This is a genomic window from Variovorax soli NBRC 106424 (assembly GCF_001591385.1).
Taxonomy (GTDB): Bacteria; Pseudomonadota; Gammaproteobacteria; order Burkholderiales; family Burkholderiaceae_C; genus Variovorax; species Variovorax soli.
In genome coordinates this window covers 1-14,364 of record NZ_BCUU01000037.1, presented here as the reverse complement: position 1 = coordinate 14,364, position 14,364 = coordinate 1, and the positions used below count along the sequence as shown (strand labels likewise).

Annotated in this window: 15 protein-coding genes; 9 read left to right on the top strand and 6 right to left on the bottom strand. The window is 68.4% G+C overall.

All coding sequences use genetic code 11. The annotated features are described in order from the left end of the window. The first annotated feature begins 107 nt into the window (after nucleotides 1-107). Nucleotides 108-1,022, top strand: a complete 915-nt coding sequence (locus VSO01S_RS12870; protein ID WP_068642961.1) for a LysR family transcriptional regulator — start codon at nucleotides 108-110, stop codon at nucleotides 1,020-1,022. A gap of 4 nt (nucleotides 1,023-1,026) precedes the next feature. Here the strand turns inward: VSO01S_RS12870 and glmU are convergent, their stop codons facing one another. Continuing rightward, nucleotides 1,027-2,445: a bifunctional UDP-N-acetylglucosamine diphosphorylase/glucosamine-1-phosphate N-acetyltransferase GlmU gene (glmU, locus tag VSO01S_RS12865; RefSeq protein WP_068642959.1), complete on the bottom strand. Its 1,419-nt coding sequence runs from the start codon at nucleotides 2,443-2,445 to the stop codon at nucleotides 1,027-1,029. Here glmU and VSO01S_RS12860 point away from each other — a divergent pair. Together VSO01S_RS12860 and VSO01S_RS12855 are read left to right on the top strand one after the other, a co-directional pair. Then, nucleotides 2,444-3,364, top strand: coding sequence for a DUF6279 family lipoprotein (locus tag VSO01S_RS12860; protein ID WP_245684196.1), 921 nt, complete (start codon nucleotides 2,444-2,446; stop codon nucleotides 3,362-3,364). The genes glmU and VSO01S_RS12860 overlap by 2 nt on opposite strands. Before the next feature lie 119 nt (nucleotides 3,365-3,483). Further along, on the top strand, nucleotides 3,484-4,416 hold the full coding sequence (locus VSO01S_RS12855) for a hypothetical protein (protein ID WP_068642957.1): 933 nt from the start codon (nucleotides 3,484-3,486) through the stop codon (nucleotides 4,414-4,416). 16 nt (nucleotides 4,417-4,432) lie between these two features. Here the strand turns inward: VSO01S_RS12855 and VSO01S_RS12850 are convergent, their stop codons facing one another. From VSO01S_RS12850 to VSO01S_RS12840, 3 genes are all read right to left on the bottom strand, one after another. Next, nucleotides 4,433-5,524: a hypothetical protein gene (locus tag VSO01S_RS12850; RefSeq protein ID WP_068642954.1), complete on the bottom strand. Its 1,092-nt coding sequence runs from the start codon at nucleotides 5,522-5,524 to the stop codon at nucleotides 4,433-4,435. Between the two features lie 65 nt (nucleotides 5,525-5,589). Then, the gene (locus VSO01S_RS12845) at nucleotides 5,590-6,864 is read right to left on the bottom strand and encodes a hypothetical protein (protein WP_068642952.1); all 1,275 of its coding nucleotides are present in this window, start codon (nucleotides 6,862-6,864) and stop codon (nucleotides 5,590-5,592) included. A gap of 178 nt (nucleotides 6,865-7,042) precedes the next feature. Beyond that, nucleotides 7,043-7,351 carry a DUF2917 domain-containing protein gene (locus tag VSO01S_RS12840; RefSeq protein ID WP_068642950.1) on the bottom strand — a complete coding sequence of 103 codons (309 nt, stop codon included), beginning with the start codon at nucleotides 7,349-7,351 and terminating at the stop codon, nucleotides 7,043-7,045. 160 nt (nucleotides 7,352-7,511) lie between these two features. On the opposite strand from VSO01S_RS12840, the gene VSO01S_RS12835 reads away from it, so the two are divergent. Then, entirely contained in the window at nucleotides 7,512-8,492 is a 981-nt protein-coding gene (locus tag VSO01S_RS12835; protein ID WP_068642948.1) for a LysR substrate-binding domain-containing protein, read from the top strand. Here the strand turns inward: VSO01S_RS12835 and VSO01S_RS12830 are convergent, their stop codons facing one another. Further along, nucleotides 8,493-9,110, bottom strand: a complete 618-nt coding sequence (locus tag VSO01S_RS12830; RefSeq protein ID WP_068642947.1) for a 5-formyltetrahydrofolate cyclo-ligase — start codon at nucleotides 9,108-9,110, stop codon at nucleotides 8,493-8,495. A 9-nt stretch (nucleotides 9,111-9,119) separates the two neighbouring features. On the opposite strand from VSO01S_RS12830, the gene VSO01S_RS12825 reads away from it, so the two are divergent. The 5 genes from VSO01S_RS12825 (at nucleotide 9,120) to VSO01S_RS12805 (ending at nucleotide 13,963) form a co-directional block, all read left to right on the top strand. Continuing rightward, entirely contained in the window at nucleotides 9,120-11,111 is a 1,992-nt protein-coding gene (locus VSO01S_RS12825) for a lytic transglycosylase domain-containing protein (RefSeq protein ID WP_068642945.1), read from the top strand. Between the two features lie 27 nt (nucleotides 11,112-11,138). After that, the gene (locus tag VSO01S_RS12820; RefSeq protein ID WP_068642943.1) at nucleotides 11,139-11,681 is read left to right on the top strand and encodes an MgtC/SapB family protein; all 543 of its coding nucleotides are present in this window, start codon (nucleotides 11,139-11,141) and stop codon (nucleotides 11,679-11,681) included. A 129-nt stretch (nucleotides 11,682-11,810) separates the two neighbouring features. Continuing rightward, complete coding sequence (locus VSO01S_RS12815) at nucleotides 11,811-12,515, top strand: glutathione S-transferase family protein (protein ID WP_068642941.1); 705 nt, start codon at nucleotides 11,811-11,813, stop codon at nucleotides 12,513-12,515. Between the two features lie 117 nt (nucleotides 12,516-12,632). Next, nucleotides 12,633-13,103 (top strand): carboxymuconolactone decarboxylase family protein, encoded by a 471-nt coding sequence (locus tag VSO01S_RS12810; protein WP_068642939.1) that lies wholly within the window; start codon nucleotides 12,633-12,635, stop codon nucleotides 13,101-13,103. Next, a complete protein-coding gene (locus VSO01S_RS12805; RefSeq protein ID WP_068643010.1) occupies nucleotides 13,103-13,963 on the top strand; it encodes a sigma-70 family RNA polymerase sigma factor in 861 nt (286 codons plus the stop codon). Before VSO01S_RS12810 ends, VSO01S_RS12805 begins: the two co-directional genes overlap by 1 nt. A gap of 40 nt (nucleotides 13,964-14,003) precedes the next feature. Here VSO01S_RS12805 and VSO01S_RS12800 read toward each other — a convergent pair. After that, the coding region (locus VSO01S_RS12800) for an amidohydrolase family protein (protein ID WP_153305251.1) at nucleotides 14,004-14,364 on the bottom strand (361 nt) is incomplete at its 5' end.

Below are 14,364 nucleotides of genomic sequence, written 5' to 3'. Positions count from 1 at the left end.
GTGTTGAACCCCGCCGCTAGTCGGGGGCTGGGGTGGCGCGATGTTCCATCTGCCGCAACGCCGCACAAAGTTGGTTTCCATCGCAAAAATCGATGGAAGATCGGCGGATGCGCTACTCACTCGACCAACTGGAAATCTTCTCGGCCGTTGTCGAGGCCGGCTCCTTCTCGGCCGCGGCACGCCGCCAGCAGCGCACGCAGTCGTCGGTGAGCGCCGCCATCGCCAACCTGGAGGCAGACCTGGGCGTGCTGCTGTTCGACCGCGCCACCAAGACGCCCAGCCTGACCGAGCCGGGCCGGCGCCTGCTGCGCGAGGTGTCCGAGGTGCTGGACCGCTGCCTGGAGCTGGAGCGCCATGCGCAGAGCCTGGCCGAGGCGATCGAGCCGGGCATGACGCTGGCCATCGAAGTGCCCTACCGCACGCTCACGCCGACGCTGGCCGCCTTCGCGCGGCAGTTTCCCTTTGTCGACCTGCACATCCGCAACGCGCTGGAAGGCGACGTCAGCGCGCTGGTGCAGGAAGGCGCGGCCCAGCTGGGCGTGGCCTTCTCGCAGCCCAACTACGCGCGCGAGCTGGGCTTCGTGCAGATGGGCAAGCTGGTGATGTCGCACGTGGTGGCGCGCGGCCACCCGCTGGCGCAGGCCGGGCAGGTCGACTTCGCCGAACTGCACCGGCACCGCCGCCTGGCCTTCAGCGCCCACAGCGAGCGCCTGCCCAGCAGCGAATACCTCGGCGCCACCCGGCTATGGCGCGCCGAGAGCCATGCCGCGCTGGTGGAACTGACGCGCGCCGGCCTGGGCTGGGCCACGCTGCCGCGGCAACTGGTGCTGGCCGAACTCGCCTCGGGCGAGCTGGTGGAGCTGCGGCTGGCGGCCTACCCGCACACCGACTGGCTGGTGGGCGTGGACCTGCTGTGGAACAAGTCGCGCCCGCTGGGCCCCGCTGCCGAATGGCTGCGCGGGCAACTGGCGCGCTTCAAGATCAGCGAGCAGGACAGCGCGGGCCATCCCACCACGTTCTGAGTTTCTAAGCCTTCTTCTTCACCGGCCGCTGCCAGTTGGGGTAGCTCACCTGCCGCGCCCGCGCCACCGTCAGGCCGCCGGGCTCGGTGCTCTTGCTCACCGTGGAGCCGCCGCCCACCGTGCCGCCGGCGCCGATGGTGACCGGCGCCACCAGCACGCAGTTGCTGCCGATGTGCACGTCGTCGCCGATGACGGTGCGGTGCTTGTTGGCGCCGTCGTAGTTGGCCGTGATGCTGCCCGCGCCGTAGTTCACGCGCGCGCCTACCGAGGCATCGCCGATGTAGGCCAGGTGGTTGGCCTTGGCGCCGGGCGCCAGCGTGCTGTTCTTGATCTCGACGAAGTTGCCGATGTGCACCTCCGCGCCCAGGCGCGCGCCCGGGCGCAGGCGGGCGAACGGGCCGATGAGCGCCGCCGGCCCCACTGTCACGCCGGCCTTCTCGCCGTCGATGTGGGTGTACGGATGGATCACCGCGCCGTTCTCGATGCGGGCATTGGCGATCACGCAGTTGGCGCCGATGCGCACGCCCGCGCCCAGCGACACCGCGCCCTCGAAGACGCAGTTGACGTCGATCTCCACGTCGGCCTCGCAGGCCAGCGTGCCGCGCAGGTCGAAGCGCGCCGGATCGGCCATGCGCACGCCCTGCCGCATGAGGGCCTGCGCCTGGCGCAGCTGGTAGGCGCGCTCGAGCTGGGCCAGCTGCAGCGGGTCGTTCACGCCGGCCACCTGCAGCGCATCGTCGGTGCGGTGCGCCACCACGGCCACGCCGTCCACGGTGGCCAGGCGCACGATGTCGGTCAGGTAGTACTCGCCCTGCGCGTTCTTGTTGTCCAGCCGCGCCAGCCAGGGCTTGAGCAGGCGCGTGGGCACCGCCATCACGCCGCTGTACACCTCGCGGATCTGGCGCTGCTCGGGCGTGGCGTCCTTGTGCTCGACGATGGCCTGCACCCCGTCGTCGCCGTCGCGCACGATGCGGCCGTAGCCGGTGGGGTCGGCGAAGTCGATGGTGAGCAGCGCCAGCCGCCGGCTGGCGCTGGCGGCCACCAGGGCCTGCAGGGTCTGCGCGCCGATGAGCGGCACGTCGCCCGACAGCACGACCGTGGTGCCGTCCTCGTCCAGCAGCGATTGCGCCTGCTGCACCGCGTGGCCCGTGCCCAGCTGCGGCACCTGGCGCGCGAATTCGAGGGGCGCATCCGCGAAGGCGGCGGCCAGGGCGGTCTCGACCTCCGGCGCGCCGTGGCCGGTCACGACCACCACCTTGCGCGCCTGGATGCCCAGCGCCGTGTCCACCACATGCGAGACCAGCGCACGCCCCGCCAATCGATGCAACACTTTGGGCAGGCTGCTCTTCATGCGGGTGCCTTTGCCGGCCGCCATGATGACGACGTCCACCGGGCCGAAATCGTGTTGCTGAATCTGTGCCATGCCTACCTTCTTCTCTGAAATCTGCATTCGTCTGAAATGTGCCTGCCGGATTATCGCGGCGCCCCTGGCGGCGGCGCTGCTCGCCTCGCTGCTGGCCGGCTGCAGCACGGTCAAGCTGGCCTACAACAACGCGCCCGAACTGGCCTATTGGTGGCTGGACGGCTACCTGGACTTCGACGCCAGCCAGACGCCGCGCGTTCGCGGCGAACTCGACTGGCTGCTGGCCTGGCACCGGCAGAACGAGCTCCCGCAATGGATCGCATTGCTGCAGAAGGCCCAGGCGATGGCGCCGAACGACAGCACGCCGGCCCAGGCCTGCGAACTGGCGCAGGCCATGCGGCTTCGCCTGCTGGCGCTGGCCGAGCAGGCCGAGCCGGCCGGCGCCGTGCTCGCCTTGACCTTGACACGTGCGCAGCTGGACCACCTGCAGAAGAAGTATGCGCAGGTCAACGACGACTACCGCGCGGACTGGATCGACAAGAGCCGCGAGGCGCAGCAGGACAGGCGCTATGAGCAATGGCTGAACCGCAGCGAAGACTTCTACGGCAACCTGGACGAGCGCCAGAAGAAGGCCTTGCGCCAGATGGTGGCCGATTCGGTCTTCAACCCGGTGCTCTTCGACGCCGAACGCAAGCGCCGCCAGACCGTGGCCCTGCGGACCCTGCGCACGCTCGGCGCCCTGGGCGCCGAACCCGGCGTGTCGGCCAGCGAGGCGCAGCAGGTGCTGCACGCCTACATCCGCACGGTGGCCGAGCCGCCGCCGGGCCGCTGGCGTGATCAGCAGGAAGCGCTCTGGCAGGAAAGCTGCCGCAACGTCGCCGCCCTGCACAACATGACCACGCCGGCCCAGCGCGAGCAGGCCGTGCGCCGCCTGCGCAGCTACGAGACGCAGCTCCGGGAGCTGGCGGCCGCCTCATAGGTCTTCCCCAATAGGGGAAGATCCACCCCGGCCAAATGGCACATCGACCATGTGACCGGTTGTTACTTGTAGTTCCTTCTGATTACACTGTGGCTCGCGCGCGCGCCCAGCCATCCGGAATGAAGAACACCACCCTCTGCACCCTGTTCGAAGGCCACTACCACTACGGCGTGGCCGCCTTGGCGAATTCGCTTCTGGCCAATGGATACAAGGGAGACCTGTGGGTGGGCTTTCGGGGCGAGCTGGCAGGCTGGGTCACCGGCCACACCGGCTACGACAAGTCCACGGGCGAACTGCGTGTGAACGAACAGTTCAGCCTGCGCTTCATCCGGCTCGACACTCAGCTCTTCTTCGCCTACTACAAGCCCACCTTCATGCGCGAAGTGCTCGACAAGCACGCGCCGCAGGCGGATGCGGTGGTCTACATCGATCCGGACATCGTCCTGAAATGCCCCTGGTCGAACCTGGGCGCCTGGTTCGAGGGCGGCATCGCCCTGATCGAGGACGTGAACTGGAACCTGCCCTCGCGCCACCCGAAGCGCCTGATGTGGCGCGAATGGTTCGCGCCGCACGGGGTCGAGCCGCGGCGCAGCGTGGAGCGCTACTACAACTCGGGCTTCATCGGCGTGCCGCGCGAACACGCGGACTTCCTGACCCTGTGGTCCTGGCTGTGCGACCTGGTGAACACCTTCAACGACGGCGTGAACGACATCAAGGCCGGCGACGCGTCCGACCTCTTCCATTCGACCGACCAGGACGCGCTCAATTTCGCGCTGATGGTGCACGAGGCCCCGCTCAACACCTCCGGCGCCGAGGCCATGGATTTTCTCTCGGGCGGGTATTACTTCTCGCACGCCATCGGCTCGCCCAAACCCTGGGTTCGCAAGCATCTTCGCTCGGCGCTCATGGGCATGCCGCCTTCGCCGGCCATCAAGGCCTACTACAGGTCGGCCAACCACCCCCTTCGCCCGTTCGCGCCCTGGCGCCTGGCCCAGCAGCGCCTGAACCTGCAGATCGCCTCGGTCATCGGGCGCTTCTATCGCAAGATCTAGGAGCGAGAACAGGCCCTCAGTTCGAGGGACGCGGCTCGATCCGCCGCACGCGGCCGGATGTTGCGGAGTCGATCGCCAGGCAAAGCGCTTCCAGCACGCGCTCGTCGCTGCGGTAGGCACGCCATGCATCGAACCTGGCCTGCAAGTCCGCGGCGTGCAGCACCTCGTCCACGGCCCGTTCGAGCTGAAGCGGAAGCTCGTCCAGGCTCTTGCAAGCCGATCCGCAGCGCACCGGCGTGGACATCTGCGCGGCAATCACCGGAAAGTCGGGTGCCAGCACGTAGCAGCCCCCTGCGATGGCATCGTGCACGATGCCGCTGGGGCGGAAATAGAAGGAATCCCGCTCGAACCATGCGACGACGATGTCCAGCGAATGCAGGACGGCGTTGTATTGCTCCGGGGCATCGGTGTCGCGGTAGACGATGCCGCGCACCTTCAGCTTCTCCAGCAGCGATTCGGGCACCTGCCAGCGCGGGGAGCCAAAAACAAGTTCCACACCCGCATGGCCTTGCGCGTGGTTGGCCAGAATGTCCAGCAACGGCTCCACGGGCTTGTCGGCCCGCAGGATGCCGAGGATGCCGATGCGCACCACCCCGCCAACGCTTGGCGAAGCCCGCGGGGCGCGCAGTTGGGGCTCGCGCGGCATCGGGTGCGGCATGACGATGGACTTGGTGAAGCGGGGCACGCCCGCGACGTTGCGGTCGCTCACTTCCAGATGCACCGGCCAGAAGTCGGCATGGCGCTCGATCAGGCGCAGCACGCGCAGGCCCATGCGATGGAAGAGGCTCTGGCCGTGGGTCTGCTGGATGCCGTGAACGATGAAGAGCACGGTCTGCCGCCGCGCCAGGCACACCGCATAGACCGGATACGCGTACCACGGCTTGTGCTCGAAGATGAAGACGACTTGGCAATCGCGGGCGCGCCACGCTTCCTGGGTCATTTCCCAGACCGTCTGCAACTGGAATGCAATCTGCTGCAATCGCCGCGTGGGGATCCAGCTGTAGTCGCGCCCGCGGTTGCCCGTTTCTTCGGAGATGAAGGCAATCCTCCGACTCAGTCGCTCACCGAGTGTCAGAAGCAGATCGAAGTTGCGGTGGGCGGATCGCATGGCGGCTTGCCCAGTCTAGCAATAGATTAGAACTTTTTATTACGCCAAATGGCCGACCGGGCCGATTACCTGGCCGTTCGCCATTCGGGGATCCGCAGCAGCACCAGCCCGTACTGGAACGCGAAATGGGTGAAGCTGGTGGCCAGATTGAACGCCAGGACCTGCGGCAGCGAGCCCACGCCCACCCCCGCGACGAAAGCAACCTGAACGGCGATCACCAGCGGAATCGTGATCCATTGCCGGGTCGTGGCGCCGCGCCCGGCCAGGGTGCGGAAGGCGAAGCCCGACGCACTGGTGAGCACGTAGGCGCCGATGGCCATCCAGAGATAGGGCTCCTGGGCCTTGTACTGCGGGCCCAGCAGCAGCATCCAGTAGTGCGGCAGGGCCAGCGAGGACAGAAAGATCAGCAGCATCGCGCCCAGGTACGCCGCATTCACCAGCAGCAGCTTGCGCAGGAAGCTCGGCCCGCCCGGCGAACGGGCAATGGCCGGAAACAGCAGCATGTTGGTGACCCGGTCCAGCACCACCAGGATCATGGCCAGGCGTCCCAGTGCACCCACCTCGGCCATCATGTCGGTGGTGCCGAAGACCGACACGATGAGGACGGTGATCACGCCCTGGATCTGGAAGAAGACGGCCGACGGCACCAGCGGGAGCGCGATGCGCAGCGTTTCCCGGTGAACGACCTTGCGTTCCTGGGCATCCAGCCGCCATGCAGCGATCCCATTGGCCTTGACGGCGCGCTGCTGGAGCCAGATGTCCACCGCCTGCGAAGCCGCAGTGGCAAGAAGCAGCCCCATGCTTGCCCAGGCGTCCAGGGGGGCGAGCAGGACCAGGGCCACCAGCGCAAAGCGGCTGCAATGCATGGCCAGGCTGGCACGGTTGAGGGCCGAGATGTGGCGCAGCAACATCAGGATGGCGTACGAATAGCTCGCCCGCAAGGTCAGCAGCGCGACGACCACCGCGGCGGCGCTGGCCGCCAGGTATTCGGGCGAAAGCCAGCCATGCTTGACCGACGCATTGAGCCAGTACGGCACGACGATGACCATGCCGAAGGCCAGAAGAATCCAGCGCCAGCGGAATATCTCGTGGCACACGCCCACCACCCAGCGCGGCTCTCCCGCGCGCCGGCCGACCACCGGCAGCACGCAATGGCTCAGGCCCAGCTCGCCGATGCCCGACATCAGCGCCATGCACGCCAGCAGGAAGGTATAGGCGGCGTACTGCTCCTTGGGCAGAAAGTTGACGATGAGCAGGCCGGCGATGCCACCCAGCGCGGTCCCGAACGACTCCATGCCTCCCACGACGATGGCTTGGCGGATCCGTTGGAAAAGGCTCATGGGAGAGGGCGGCCGTTAAATATTGTTTCAGCCGCCGACGATACGCGAACATTCCGGGTCTGCGCTCCGGCCAATCGGCAGAGGCCGGGGCCGGATCGGCAAGAAAAAAGCGGCGAAGCCCCGAAGGGCTCGCCGCTTGGCTACCGAAGACCGGGTCGGTGCGCGCTGGCCGGGCCGCTCAGGCGGCGTCCCAGGTGTAGGTGGCGCCAAAGCCGTCCCACGGCTCCATCACCAGGCGCTCGCCCTTGGCCAGGCGCAGGCTTTCGCCAGGGCCGAGCACGAGGTCTTCGCTGCCCCATTGGGCCGTGGCGTCGCGGGTGACCCAGACGCGGCCCTGGCGGACCTTGAGCACGCTGTCGGACTGGGCGCGCAGGGACATGGCCTGGCCGGCTGCCAGTTGCCAGGCACCGCGGCGCACGGCCGGCGGCACCGAGGCGGGCCGGCGCAGGCTGGGAATCGACGACGAAGAAAGTACGGTGGCGGTCATGATGGGCTCCTGGTCACCACTGCTGCAAAAGGGGCAGATGGCGCGTTTCGGGAATGAATGATCTCGCCGCCCCGCTTTTCGGTCCAATGAAAACGCGCTAGCCTACTGATTCCCTTTTCGCATTAATCGCCAACCCGCCCCCAAGCCCCGAGCCGAAGCCGTGCAGCACTCCCAGACCCACCTGCGTTCGCGTCCCATCTCCGCCGGCCACCTGCGGGCCTTCGAGGCGGTGGCGCGGCACCTGAACTTCCGCGCCGCCTCGGAAGAAATGGCGCTCACCCAGTCGGCCGTGAGCCGGCAGATCCAGTCGCTGGAAGAAGAAGTGGGGGTGGCCCTGTTCCTGCGCCACACGCGCGCGGTCGAGCTCACCAGCGCCGGCTCTCAGCTGCTGCTGGCGGTGCAGCAGTCGCTGCCGCGCATCGACGGCGCGGTGCGGCAGATCCGCCAGAGCGCCGGGCGCAAGAGCGTGGCCGTGACCACCTTCGCCTCGTTCGCGTCGATGTGGCTCATCCCCAGGCTGGAAGCCTTCCAGCGCGACAACCCCGACATCGACATCCGCATCGACGCCAGCGACATGGCGGTGGACCTGGACGTGGCGGACGTGGACCTGGCCCTGCGCTACGGCCCGGCCGGCAGCATGCCGCCGGGCGCGATCCGCATGTTCGGCGAGACGCTCACGCCGGTGGCCAGCCCCTGGCTGCTCAAGAGCAACCCTTCCCTGGCCAAGCCGGCCGACATTGCCAACTTCACCCTGATCGAAGCGGGCGACGCGCACCGCACCCACCTCGAATGGCTCACCTGGCGCCGCTGGTTCGAGCTGCACGGCCTGGCGCGGCTGCAGCCCAAGCGCTGGCTCTATTTCAACTACGCCTACCAGATGGTGCAGGCGGCCCTCACCGGCCAGGGCGTGGTGCTGGCGCGCAGCTCGCTGGTCTCGGACAGCCTGGCCAGCGGCGACCTGGTGGAGGTGCTGCCCCAGCAGCGCATGGATTCGCCGATGTCCTACTGGCTTCTTGCCGGGCCGCGCAGCACGCTGCGGCCGGAGGTGCAGGCTTTTTCCGACTGGCTGCAGGAGCAGGCGGCCATCACGCGCCAGACCATCGGCGAGGGCAAGGATCCCGACCTGGAAGACCTGGACTGATCAACCTAATGGCCAAACCACGCCGTCCTCGTTCAGGATGGCGTCCAGCGGCACATCGTGCGCCTCGGGCTCGTGGCCGGCCAGCAGGCCGTTGGCAAAGCCCAGCCCCACGGTGAAGGGCTTGGGCTGCAGCGCCGCCAGGGTGCGGTCGTAGAAGCCGCCGCCATAGCCGAGGCGGTAGCCGCCGTCGCTGTAGCCCACGCACGGCACGAACAGCAGCGTGGGCACGATCAGCTCGGTGTCCTTGGGCTTGGGGATGCCGTAGGCGTCTTCCTCCATCGGGCAGCCCGGGTACCAGGCATGGAAGGTGAGCGTCTTGTGCACCTTGTTGATCACCGGCAGGCCGATGCGCCGGCGCGTGGGCTCGCCCTGCAGCTCGCCGTCTTCCTTCCAGCGATGCAGGGCCGGCAAAGGATCGAACTCGCCCTTGATCGGCCAGTAGGCGCCGATCACCGTGTCGGGCCGCCCCACGAGCCAGATGCGCATCACGCGCTGGAGCAGGGCCGAGCGCGCCAGCCGGTCGGGCATGTTCAGGCGCTGTTCCACCAGCGCGGCGCGCAGCTGATTCTTGAGAAAACTTGCCGTATCCGACGACTTTGCGTCACGTGAGTTGTCCATAATCCCCCGATGCGTTGGCTAAGCATTTTGGCACCGCGGCGTGCCCGCGTTTTTTCTCTCGTTCTGCTTGCCGCAATGAGCCAGGCCGCATCGGCCCAGGGCAGCGGCGACGACGTCCTCCTGCAGATGAAGCAAGCCTTACAGCGTGGCGACAAGGCCCGGCTGTCGGCGCTGCTGCCCATGGCGCGCGGCCATGCGCTGGAGCCCTGGGCCGCCTACTGGGAGCTCAAGGCGCGCCTGCAGGAGGCCAGCCCGCTCGAGGTGCAGGACTTCTTCGCCCGCTATCCCGGCACCTACCAGGAAGACCGGCTGCGCAACGACTGGCTGCTCCTTCTGGGCAAGCAGCGCGACTGGGACAACTTCAACGCGCTGCACCCGGCCTACCGCATGGGCGACGACCGCGAAGTGCGCTGCTATGCGGTGCTGGCCGGCGCGCAGCGCAATGGCGTCACCAAGGAGCAGGCGCGGGGGGTGCGCCGCGACTGGCTCGCCCAGCGCGACGCCGACGACGGCTGCCTGGCCGCGGCCGAGCGCCTCATTGCCGCCGACCTGATGTCCGCCAACGACGCCTGGCGCAAGGCGCGGCTGTCCATGGAAGCCAACCGCGCCACGGCCGCGCGCAACGCGGTCAACCTGGTGGCGCCCGACGACATCCAGCTGTTCGACCAGATGAACGCCAGCCCGATCAAGTACCTGACCGGGCGGGCCGTGGTCGCCGCCAAGGCCAAGAAGGAAATCGTGGTGCTGGCGCTGGTGAAGATCGCCATGTCCGACCCCGACGCCGCTGCCGTGCAGCTGGACGGCAAGTGGGGACCCATGCTCAGCGCCGAAGAGCGCAACTGGCTCTGGGGCCTGATCGGCAAGCAGTCGGCCATGAAGCTCTCGCCCATGGCCAGCGGCTATTTCGCCAACGTCTCGCGCGTCAAGGACCTGAGCGACGACATGCTGGCCTGGAAGGTGCGCGCCGCGCTGCGCATGGGCCAGTGGAAGGAGGTGGCGCCCGCCATCGACGCCATGAGCGAAGACGCGCAGGACGACCCCACCTGGACCTATTGGAAGGCGCGCGCGCTGGCCCAGCGCGGCGGCGACGAGCGCCGCGCCGAGGCCCGCGCCCTGTACGAGAGCATTGCCGGTACGCGCGGCTTCTACGAGCTGCTGGCGCTGGAAGAGCTGGGCCAGCAGGCCAGCGTGCCCACCCGCCCCGCCCCGCTCACGGCCGAAGAGAAGGCCGCCGCGCGCAGCAACGCCTCGCTGCAGCGGGCGCTGCTGGCCATCGGCATCGGCCTGCGTTCCGAAGGCGTGCGTGAATGGAACTACGCCACCAACCTGCACGACAAGGGCGGCATGGGCGACCGCGAGCTGCTGGCCGCTGCCGACCTGGCCTGCCAGCGCGAGGTGTGGGACCGCTGCATCAACACCAGCGAACGCACCAAGGGCGTGATCGACGTGGAGCAGCGCTTTCCGATGCCCTTTCACGACACGGTCATCCGCAAGAGCAACGAGATCGGGCTGGAGCCGGCCTATGTGTACGGCCTCATCCGGCAGGAAAGCCGCTTCATCATGGATGCCCGCTCGGGCGTCGGCGCCTCGGGCCTGATGCAGGTCATGCCGGCCACCGCGCGCTGGACGGCGCGCAAGATCGGCCTGGGCGGCTTCACCCCCGACCAGATCTACGACCGCGAGACCAACATCACCATCGGCACCAATTACCTCAAGCTGGCGCTGGACGATTTCGACGGCTCCATGCCGCTGGCCGCCGCCGCGTACAACGCCGGCCCGGGACGGCCGCGCGTCTGGCGCAACGGCCCGGTGATCGAGGCGGCCATCTGGGCCGAGAACGTGCCCTTCAACGAGACGCGCGACTACGTGAAGAAGGTGCTGGCCAACACCACCAACTACGCGGCCATCATCAGCGGCAGGCCGCAGTCGATCAAGGCGCGCCTGGGCACCGTGGGCCCGCGCGACGAGAGCATTCCGGAACCCAACAAGGACCTGCCATGAGCCAGGGCCCAGCCGCTGAGGGGCAAGGTGGCTGAGGTCTGGCGCCAGGTCCTGGACACGGTTGCCGCGGAGTTCGCAGACGCGGACGACGTGGCGCACGTCACCCGCGTGGCCGTGCGCCTTCTGCTGGCCGGCGCGCTGGGCTTCGCCCTGGGGTTCGAGCGCGAGGCCAAGGGCAAGGCCGCCGGCGCGCGCACCCACATGCTGGTGGCCATGGGCTCTGCGCTCTTCGTGCTCGCTCCGCAGCTGAGCGGCACCGCGCTGGCCGACATGAGCCGGGTGATCCAGGGCCTGGTGGCCGGCGTCGGCTTCCTGTGCGCCGGCGCCATCCTCAAGTCCAACGAGGAGCACGCGGTCAAGGGCCTGACCACGGCGGCCGGCATGTGGATGACCGCCGCCATCGGCATGGCCTGCGGGCTGGGCCGCGAGGTCACGGCCATCTTGAGCACCGTGCTGGCGCTGGTGGTGCTGGCGCTGGTCCCGCACTTCTCGCGCGGCCTGCAGGGCATGATGGGCGGCAGCCGGAACCAGGGGCCCGACCCCTCCGGCAAGGACGAATCACAGCGCTGAACGGCGCCCTGACAGCTGCCGGTGCGCCGCGCGCATCAATGCCGGCGCACTTTGGCATCAACGGCCACGGCATCCGCCGATAGCATGCGCGGTTCCATTGGAAAAACACCTCACCAGGAGAAAAACGATATGCCCAAGCTCTACGTCGCCAACAAGAACTATTCGTCATGGTCCATGCGGCCCTGGGTGCTCATGAAGCAGGCCGGCATCGACTTCGAGGAAGTGACGGTGCGCTTCGGCGAGTCTCCGTTCAGCGAAGGCTCGGAATTCAAGAAGACCATGGGCGCGCTGTCGCCCACGGCGCTGGTGCCGCTGCTGGTGGACGGCGACATCAAGGTGTGGGATTCGCTGTCCATCGTGGAGTACCTGGCCGAGACCTTCCCCGACAGGAAGCTGTGGCCCGAGGCTGCAGGCCAGCGTGCGCACGCGCGCAGCATCTGCGCGGAGATGCATGGGGGCTTCCGGTCGCTGCGCGGCGCCTGCGCCATGAACATCGAGGCCGACCTGTCGGTGCAGGGCGCCATCATCTGGCGCGACAACGCGGGCGTGCGCGCCGACGTGCAGCGCATCGTCGGCATGTGGAGCGAACTGCTCGCGGCCAATGCCGCCAGCCACCCCGACGGCATGCTGTTCGGCCGCTTCAGCGCCGCCGACGCCTACTACGCGCCGGTGGTGATGCGCTTCGCCCGCTATGCGCTGCCGGTGCCCGAGGCCATCGGCGCCTACATGCAGCGTGTGCAGGCGCTGCCCGGCGTCAAGGCCTGGATCGACGGTGCGCTGCAGGAAAAGGACTTCGTCGTCATGGACGAGCCCTACCGCCTCTCGCGCGACTGAAGGCCTGCAGGGGCCGGCAAGGGCGGTCGGAAAAAATTTTCACCGCCCATGTCACACATCAAGGGGCTGTCTCGTCATGTCGTCGTATCCCTCAACGAACCCGAAAGGAAACCGACCATGACCGCCAAGTTCGACCCCTTTGCCGCCGCCCCCGCCCAGATGAAGTCCTGGATGGGCACCTCCCTCGCCGTGGCAGGCAGCCTGGAGCCCAGCCTCGTGGCGCTGGTGGAAGTGCGCGCCTCGCAGATCAACGCCTGCGCCAACTGCATCAACATGCACACGGCGGATGCCCGCCAGAAGGGCGAGACCGAGCAGCGCCTGTACCTGCTGTCCGCCTGGCGCGAGGCGCCGTGCTATACCGAGCGCGAACGCGCGGCGCTGGCCTGGACCGAGGCGCTGACGCGAATTTCCGAAGGCCATGCCGAGCTGGAGCGCGCGCGCTCGGCGCTCCATGACCATTTCTCGAAGGAAGAGCAGGTGAAGCTCACGCTCATGATCAACGTCATCAACGGCTGGAACCGGCTCGCGGTCGGCTTCGGCCTGTGGGTGGAGCCGGCGGCGGCCAAGGCCATGCAGGCCGCCGCCTGATGGACGCCGCGGCCAACCTCACGGACGCCGCGGCGAGCTTCGAGCCGCTGCGGCGCACGCTGGTGCGCGTGGCCTACCGCATGCTCGGCTCGGTGGCCGACGCGGAGGACGTCGTGCAGGAGGCGTACATCCGCTGGGTGAACGCCGAGCGAGCGCAGGTGCGCGTGGCCGAGGCCTTCCTGCGGCGCATGGTCATGCGCATGTGCCTGGACCAGATCAAGTCCGCCCGCCACCAGCGCGAGACCTACATCGGCCCGTGGCTGCCCGACCCGGTGGTCGAAGACGAACAGCAGGAAGACGTCACGCTGCCGCTCATGCTGGCGCTCGAACGCCTGTCGCCATTGGAGCGCGCGGCGTTCCTGCTGCACGACGTGTTCGGGCTGGAATTCGACGAGATCGCCACGACCATCCAGCGCGAGCCGGCCGCCTGCCGCCAGCTGGCGACGCGGGCACGCACGCATGTGCGCGAATCGCGCCCGCGCTTCCAGGTCGAGAAGGAACGCGGCCTGGCGATTGCCCAGGCGTTCTTCGACGCATCACGCACCGGCGACATGAGCGCGCTGGGCGCCATGCTGGCCGCCGACGTGAGCCTGCATGCGGATGGCGGCGGCAAGCGGCCGGCCCTGGGGCGCCCGGTGCTGGGCTTCGACGCGGTGATGAAGCTGCACACCAACCTCGCGAACATGTTCCGCAAGCTCGGATCGACCTTCGTGCGCACGGCTTTCATCAATGGACTGCCCGGCTTCGTCACGCTGGAGGCGGATGGCGAGCTGCAGACCACGGCGCTGGAGATCGAAGACGGCAAGGTGGCGGCCATCTACATCATGCGCAACCCGGACAAGCTGCGGCACCTGCACTGACGCGGGCCGCGCGCCGGCAAGTGCCCGTCACAGATGGGGCTCAAGCCTCAACCAGCCCCTTCAGCAGGCTGCCCTGGCGCGCCACGACGCGCCCGCCCGACACCACCAGGCGGCGCACCGGCCGCTCCACCACGGCATGCGCCACCGTCTGCGCATCCACCAGCACCAGGTCGGCGCGGCAGCCCGGCGCCAGGCCGTAGCCGGCAAAGCCGCAGGCACGGGCACCGGCCTCGGTGACGCAATCCAGCGCCAGGGCCAGTTCGTCGTCGCGCCGCAGGTTGTAGCGCAGGCCGATGAGCATGGCGCGCTCGAGCATGTCGGGCTTGCCGTACGGCGACCAGGTGTCGCGGATGCCGTCGTTGCCGCCCGCCAGCACCACGCCGGCCGCGCGGCAGGCCGCC

Excerpts from the sequence above, each read along its gene's own strand:
- VSO01S_RS12825 (WP_068642945.1), top strand. The coding sequence starts at position 9,120 with ATGCGTTGGCTAAGCATTTTGGCACCGCGGCGTGCCCGCGTTTTTTCT.
- VSO01S_RS12830 (WP_068642947.1), bottom strand. The coding sequence starts at position 9,110 with ATGGACAACTCACGTGACGCAAAGTCGTCGGATACGGCAAGTTTTCTC.
- VSO01S_RS12805 (WP_068643010.1), top strand. The coding sequence starts at position 13,103 with ATGGACGCCGCGGCCAACCTCACGGACGCCGCGGCGAGCTTCGAGCCG.
- VSO01S_RS12810 (WP_068642939.1), top strand. The coding sequence starts at position 12,633 with ATGACCGCCAAGTTCGACCCCTTTGCCGCCGCCCCCGCCCAGATGAAG.
- VSO01S_RS12815 (WP_068642941.1), top strand. The coding sequence starts at position 11,811 with ATGCCCAAGCTCTACGTCGCCAACAAGAACTATTCGTCATGGTCCATG.
- VSO01S_RS12860 (WP_245684196.1), top strand. The coding sequence starts at position 2,444 with ATGCCTACCTTCTTCTCTGAAATCTGCATTCGTCTGAAATGTGCCTGC.
- VSO01S_RS12855 (WP_068642957.1), top strand. The coding sequence starts at position 3,484 with ATGAAGAACACCACCCTCTGCACCCTGTTCGAAGGCCACTACCACTAC.
- glmU (WP_068642959.1), bottom strand. The coding sequence starts at position 2,445 with ATGGCACAGATTCAGCAACACGATTTCGGCCCGGTGGACGTCGTCATC.
- VSO01S_RS12845 (WP_068642952.1), bottom strand. The coding sequence starts at position 6,864 with ATGAGCCTTTTCCAACGGATCCGCCAAGCCATCGTCGTGGGAGGCATG.
- VSO01S_RS12850 (WP_068642954.1), bottom strand. The coding sequence starts at position 5,524 with ATGCGATCCGCCCACCGCAACTTCGATCTGCTTCTGACACTCGGTGAG.
- VSO01S_RS12870 (WP_068642961.1), top strand. The coding sequence starts at position 108 with ATGCGCTACTCACTCGACCAACTGGAAATCTTCTCGGCCGTTGTCGAG.
- VSO01S_RS12840 (WP_068642950.1), bottom strand. The coding sequence starts at position 7,351 with ATGACCGCCACCGTACTTTCTTCGTCGTCGATTCCCAGCCTGCGCCGG.